The organism is Mesorhizobium sp. M5C.F.Ca.IN.020.32.2.1 (assembly GCF_004023105.1).
Classification (GTDB): domain Bacteria; phylum Pseudomonadota; class Alphaproteobacteria; order Rhizobiales; family Rhizobiaceae; genus Mesorhizobium; species Mesorhizobium wenxiniae.
In genome coordinates this window covers 1-6,021 of record NZ_RZSX01000362.1, presented here as the reverse complement: position 1 = coordinate 6,021, position 6,021 = coordinate 1, and the positions used below count along the sequence as shown (strand labels likewise).

At 61.7% G+C, this 6,021-nt stretch carries 5 protein-coding genes and 1 pseudogene; all 6 read left to right on the top strand.

What is annotated here, in order from left to right; all coding sequences use genetic code 11:
- Positions 1–97 (top strand): annotated as a pseudogene (locus EOA86_RS18590) (NADH-quinone oxidoreductase subunit I); the annotation flags it as partial.
- 236 nt (positions 98–333) lie between these two features.
- Positions 334–954, top strand: coding sequence for an NADH-quinone oxidoreductase subunit J (locus EOA86_RS18585; RefSeq protein ID WP_029352049.1), 621 nt, complete (start codon positions 334–336; stop codon positions 952–954).
- A 1-nt stretch (position 955) separates the two neighbouring features.
- Positions 956–1,264: an NADH-quinone oxidoreductase subunit NuoK gene (gene nuoK / locus EOA86_RS18580; RefSeq protein ID WP_029352048.1), complete on the top strand. Its 309-nt coding sequence runs from the start codon at positions 956–958 to the stop codon at positions 1,262–1,264.
- 12 nt (positions 1,265–1,276) lie between these two features.
- Positions 1,277–3,250: an NADH-quinone oxidoreductase subunit L gene (nuoL, locus tag EOA86_RS18575; RefSeq protein WP_128343003.1), complete on the top strand. Its 1,974-nt coding sequence runs from the start codon at positions 1,277–1,279 to the stop codon at positions 3,248–3,250.
- Complete coding sequence (locus EOA86_RS18570; protein WP_127210792.1) at positions 3,250–4,755, top strand: NADH-quinone oxidoreductase subunit M; 1,506 nt, start codon at positions 3,250–3,252, stop codon at positions 4,753–4,755. Before nuoL ends, EOA86_RS18570 begins: the two co-directional genes overlap by 1 nt.
- Positions 4,756–4,773: 18 nt before the next feature.
- On the top strand, positions 4,774–6,021 hold a 1,248-nt coding region (gene nuoN, locus EOA86_RS18565), incomplete at its 3' end, for an NADH-quinone oxidoreductase subunit NuoN (RefSeq protein ID WP_128343001.1).

Sequence of the window (6,021 nt, the reverse complement as noted above, 5' to 3'; positions counted from 1 at the left end):
AGACAGTTATTACGACAAGGACAAGCTGCTGGCCAATGGCGACCGCTGGGAGCGCGAACTGGCGCGCAACATCTCGCTGGATGCGCCGTATCGCTGACATTTGACGCATGGACGGGGCGAGAGGCCTCGTTCAGAGGATGATCCCGAAAAGTTGCAAACTTTTCGGACAAAGATCATCCACCGAAGTAAGAGAGTGGCGCATGTTTCTTTCGATCGGGTCTTTCAACCCGATCGGAACATGCGCTAGGAACACGCGGCTTCGGCACCGGAGGCGGAACGAAGCACACAACGGACAGGGCGGAAGCCGGTCCGACAGGAACCCCGGGGGAACCCATGCTAAATGGACTAGAGGCGGCCTTTTTCTACCTCTTCGCCTTTGTCGCGGTGGCGTCGGCGTTCATGGTCATTTCGGCGCGCAATCCCGTGCATTCGGTGCTGTTCCTGATCCTGACCTTCTTCAACGCTGCGGGCCTGTTCATGCTGACCGGCGCCGAGTTCCTGGCAATGATCCTGCTCGTCGTCTATGTCGGCGCGGTCATGGTGCTGTTCCTGTTCGTAGTCATGATGCTCGACGTCGATTTCGCCGAAATGAAGGAAGGCGCCCTGCAATATGCGCCGATCGGCGCGCTGGTCGGGCTGATCCTGGCGGCTGAGCTGATCGTGGTGCTCGGCGGCTATACGTTCGCGCCGCAACTGGCTGCGACGGTTTCGAAGCCCATTCCGGACCTTGCCGCGCGCTCGAACACGGCAGCGCTCGGCGACATCCTCTACACGGACTACCTCTACTATTTCCAGATTGCAGGCCTTGTGCTGCTGGTCGCCATGATCGGCGCTATCGTGCTGACGCTGCGCCACAAGCCGGGGATCAAGCGGCAGTCGATCTCAGCCCAGGTTGGCCGCACGCCGGCAACGGGAATGGAAATCCGCAAGGTCAAGACGGGCGAGGGAATCTGAGATGATCGTCGGCATCGCGCACTATCTGACCGTATCGGCGATCCTGTTCACGCTCGGCGTGTTCGGCATTTTTCTCAACCGCAGGAACATCATCGTCATCCTGATGTCGATCGAGCTGATCCTGCTCGCGGTCAACATCAATTTCGTCGCCTTCTCGGCAGCACTCGGCGATCTCGTCGGACAGGTGTTTGCGCTGTTCGTGCTGACGGTCGCAGCGGCTGAAGCGGCGATCGGCCTGGCCATTCTCGTCGTCTTCTTCCGCAACCGCGGTTCGATCGCGGTCGAAGACGTGAACATGATGAAGGGTTGACGGAAAACCACCATGTATCAGGCCATCGTCTTCCTTCCTCTGCTCGGCTTCCTGATCGTCGGCCTGTTCGGCACGTCGCTCGGCGCCAAGGCGTCCGAATACATCACCTCCGGCTTCCTGGTGATATCAGCCGTGCTCTCGTGGGTCGCCTTCTTCGCCGTCGGTTTCGGCGAGGGCGAGGTGTTCACCGTGCCGGTGCTGCGCTGGATCCAGTCGGGCGGGTTAGAGGCCGCATGGGCGCTGCGCATCGATACGCTGACGGTGGTGATGCTGGTCGTGGTCAACACGGTGTCGGCGCTGGTCCACATCTACTCGATCGGCTACATGCATCACGACCCGAACCGGCCTCGCTTCTTCGCCTATCTGTCGCTGTTCACCTTCGCCATGCTGATGCTGGTGACCGCCGACAACCTCGTGCAGATGTTCTTTGGCTGGGAAGGCGTCGGTCTCGCCTCCTACCTGCTGATCGGCTTCTGGTACAAAAAGCCGTCGGCCAATGCCGCCGCGATCAAGGCCTTCGTCGTCAACCGCGTCGGCGATTTCGGCTTTGCGCTCGGCATCTTCGGTGTGTTCGTGCTGTTCGGCTCGGTCAATCTCGGCACCATTTTCGCTAATGCCGCGACATTCATTCCGGCCGAAGGCGCCCCCGAGGGCGCTGCAGTATTGACCTTCCTCGGCTATGCGCTCGACAAGCAGGCCGCGATGACCGTCGTCTGCCTGCTTTTGTTCATGGGCGCCATGGGCAAGTCGGCCCAGGTGCCGCTGCACACCTGGCTGCCGGACGCCATGGAAGGCCCGACGCCGGTCTCTGCGCTTATCCATGCCGCCACCATGGTGACCGCCGGCGTGTTCATGCTGGCGCGGCTGTCGCCGCTGTTCGAACTGTCGCATTCGGCGCTGATCGTGGTCACCTTCATCGGCGCCTTCACCGCCTTCTTCGCGGCGACCGTCGGCCTCGTCCAGAACGACATCAAACGCGTCATCGCCTATTCGACTTGCTCGCAGCTCGGCTATATGTTCGTAGCGCTCGGCGTCGGCGCCTATGGCGTGGCGATCTTCCATCTGTTCACGCATGCTTTCTTCAAGGCGCTGTTGTTCCTCGGCTCCGGCTCGGTGATCCACGCCGTCTCCGACGAACAGGACATGCGCAGGATGGGCGGCCTCAGGACGCTCATTCCGAAGACCTACTGGATGATGGTGATCGGCACGCTGGCGCTGACCGGCGTCGGCATTCCGGTGACGGTCATCGGCACCGCCGGCTTCTTCTCCAAGGACGCGATCATCGAAAGCGCCTTTGCCGCGCACAATCCGGTTGCCGGCCTTGCCTTCGTGCTGCTGGTCGTCGCCGCCTGCTTCACCAGCTTCTATTCCTGGCGGCTGATTTTCATGACCTTCCACGGCCAGCCGCGGGCGAGCCACGAGGTCATGCACCATGTTCATGAATCGCCGCCGGTCATGCTGGTGCCGCTGTACATCCTGGCGGCGAGCGCGCTGTTCGCCGGCGTGATCTTCCATGGCGCGTTCATCGGCGAGGGCTATGCCGAGTTCTGGAAGGCGTCGCTGTTTACGCTCCCGGAAAACCACATCCTGCACGACATGCACGAAGTGCCGTTATGGGTGAAGCTGGCGCCGTTTGTCGCCATGCTGATCGGCTTTGCGATTGCCTGGCAATTCTACATCCGCGCGCCGGAAATGCCGAAGAATTTGGCGGCGCAGCATCGCGGGCTCTACGCCTTCCTGCTCAACAAGTGGTATTTCGACGAACTTTACGACCTCCTGTTCGTGCGGCCGGCAAAACGCCTCGGCCACTTTCTGTGGAAGACCGGTGACGGCACTGTCATCGACGGGCTCGGTCCGGACGGCGTTTCGGCGCGCGTCGTCGATGTCACCAACCGGGTCGTCAAGCTGCAGACCGGCTACCTCTATCACTACGCCTTCGCCATGCTGATCGGCGTTGCCGCACTCGTCACCTGGATGATGCTCTGATGACCGCCTGGCCGATCCTCTCGCTGGTCACCTTCCTGCCGCTGGTTGGTGTGCTGTTCATTCTGCTGATCAATGACGACAGCGAGAATGCCCGCCGCAACATCCGCGCCATCGCGTTGTGGACGACGAGCATCACCTTCATCATCTCGCTGTTCATCTGGACCGGGTTCGACAACTCGGAGCCTGGCTTCCAGTTCGTCGAGAAGTTTGCCTGGCTGGATTCCGGCATCTCCTACCATATGGGCGTCGACGGCATCTCCATGCTGTTCGTCATCCTGACCACCTTCCTGATGCCGCTTTGCATCCTGGCTTCGTGGGAATCGATCGAGAAACGCGTCAAGGCCTACATGATCGCCTTCCTGCTGCTGGAGACGCTCATGATCGGTGTGTTCTGCGCGCTCGACATCGTTTTGTTCTATGTCTTCTTCGAAGCCGGCCTGATCCCGATGTTCATCATCATCGGCGTGTGGGGCGGCAAGCGGCGCGTCTACGCCTCGTTCAAGTTCTTCCTCTATACGCTGGCCGGCTCTGTGCTGATGCTGCTCGCTATCATGGCGATGTTCTTCCAGTCCGGCACCACCGACATCCCGACGCTCCTGACGCACAACTTCCCGGCCAACATGCAGACCTGGCTATGGCTCGCCTTCTTCGCCTCCTTCGCCGTGAAGATGCCGATGTGGCCAGTGCACACCTGGCTGCCGGACGCCCATGTCGAGGCGCCGACGGCCGGCTCGGTGATCCTGGCCGCCATCCTGCTGAAGATGGGCGGATACGGCTTCCTGCGCTTTTCGCTGCCGATGTTTCCGATCGCCTCTGAGATGTTCGCGCCGCTGGTCTTCGCGCTGTCCGTCGTCGCCATCATCTACACCTCGCTGGTGGCGCTGATGCAGGAGGACATGAAGAAGCTGATCGCCTATTCGTCGGTCGCCCATATGGGCTTCGTCACCATGGGCATCTTCGCGATGAACCAGGAAGGCGTCCAGGGGGCAATCTTCCAGATGCTGTCGCACGGCCTCGTCTCCGGCGCGCTGTTCCTCTGTGTCGGCGTCATCTATGACCGCATGCACACGCGCGACATCGACGCCTATGGCGGGCTGGTCAACAACATGCCGAAATACGCCACCGTGTTCATGATCTTCACCATGGCCAATGTCGGCCTGCCAGGCACCAGCGGCTTCGTCGGCGAGTTCCTGACCATGCTCGGCGTGTTCCGGGTCAACACTTGGGTGGCGTTCTTCGCCGCCACCGGCGTCATCCTGTCGGCGGCCTATGCGCTCTGGCTCTATCGCCGGGTGATCTTCGGCGCGCTGACCAAGGACAGCCTGAAAGGCCTGCTCGACCTGTCGGCGCGCGAGAAGGTGATCATCTATCCGCTGGCGGCGCTGGTCATCTTCTTCGGCGTCTACCCGGCGCCGGTCTTCGATGCGACGGCCGAATCGGTCAAGGCGCTCGTCACCAATGTCACCGCATCCATCGACACCGCGCAAACCGCGGCGGCGAACTGACTAAGAGGTTTGCGAACCATGACGCCGGACCTTCTCTCCAGCCTGTCGCTTTCGACTCCAGAGCTGATCCTCGCCGTCGGCGCCCTGGCGCTGCTGATGCTCGGCGCCTATTCGCGCGCGAACACCACCACCATGGTGAGCGGCCTTGCCGTCGCCGTCCTGGTGATTGCCGGCGTCTGGACGATCTTTTCCACCGGGCAGGGCAATGCCTATGGCGAGGCCTTTGTCCAGGATCCCTTCGCCCGCTTCATGAAGGTGCTGGCGCTGATCGGGTCGGCGGTGACGCTGGTCATGTCGATGCGCTTCGCCAAGGCGGAGCATTTCGACAAGTTCGAATATCCGGTGCTGATCCTGCTGTGCACGCTCGGCATGATGCTGATGATCTCGGCTAACGGCATGATCGGGCTTTATCTCGGCCTCGAATTGCAGTCGCTGGCGATTTATGTGCTGGCGGCGATCAACCGGGACAATCTGCGCTCGACCGAGGCGGGGTTGAAATATTTCGTCCTCGGCGCGCTGTCGTCAGGCATGCTGCTTTACGGCATCAGCCTCGTCTACGGCTACACCGGCAACACCGGGTTCCAGGAGATCGCCACGGCGTTGGGCGGCGGCGAGCGGCAGCTTGGCCTCGTCTTTGGCCTGGTCTTCGTGCTGGCCGGCCTCGCCTTCAAGATATCGGCGGTGCCGTTCCACATGTGGACGCCCGACGTCTATGAGGGCGCGCCGACGCCGGTGACGGCCTTCCTCGCGGCGGCGCCGAAGATGGCGGCAATGGCGCTGATCGTGCGCGTCACAATGGGCGCGTTCAAGCCGATCGCCGCCGACTGGCAGCAGATCATCGTCTTCATCTCGATCGCTTCGATGGCGCTCGGCGCCTTCGCGGCCATCGGCCAGACCAACATCAAGCGGCTGATGGCCTATTCCTCGATCGGCCATATGGGCTACTCGCTGGTCGGTCTCGCCGCCAACAGCCAAGCCGGCGTGCGCGGCGTCGCCATCTACATGCTGATCTATCTGGTTATGACGCTCGGCACCTTCGCCTTCATCCTCGCCATGCGGCGCAAGGATGGCAATGTCGAACAGATCAGCGATCTCGCCGGCCTGTCGTCGACCAATCCGATCATGGCGACGATCCTCACCATCCTGATGTTCTCGCTGGCCGGCATCCCGCCGCTCGCCGGCTTCTGGGGGAAGTGGTACGTGTTCCTCGCCGCCATCAACGCCAACCTCTACGCGCTGGCGATCATCGGCGTGCTGGCCTCGGTG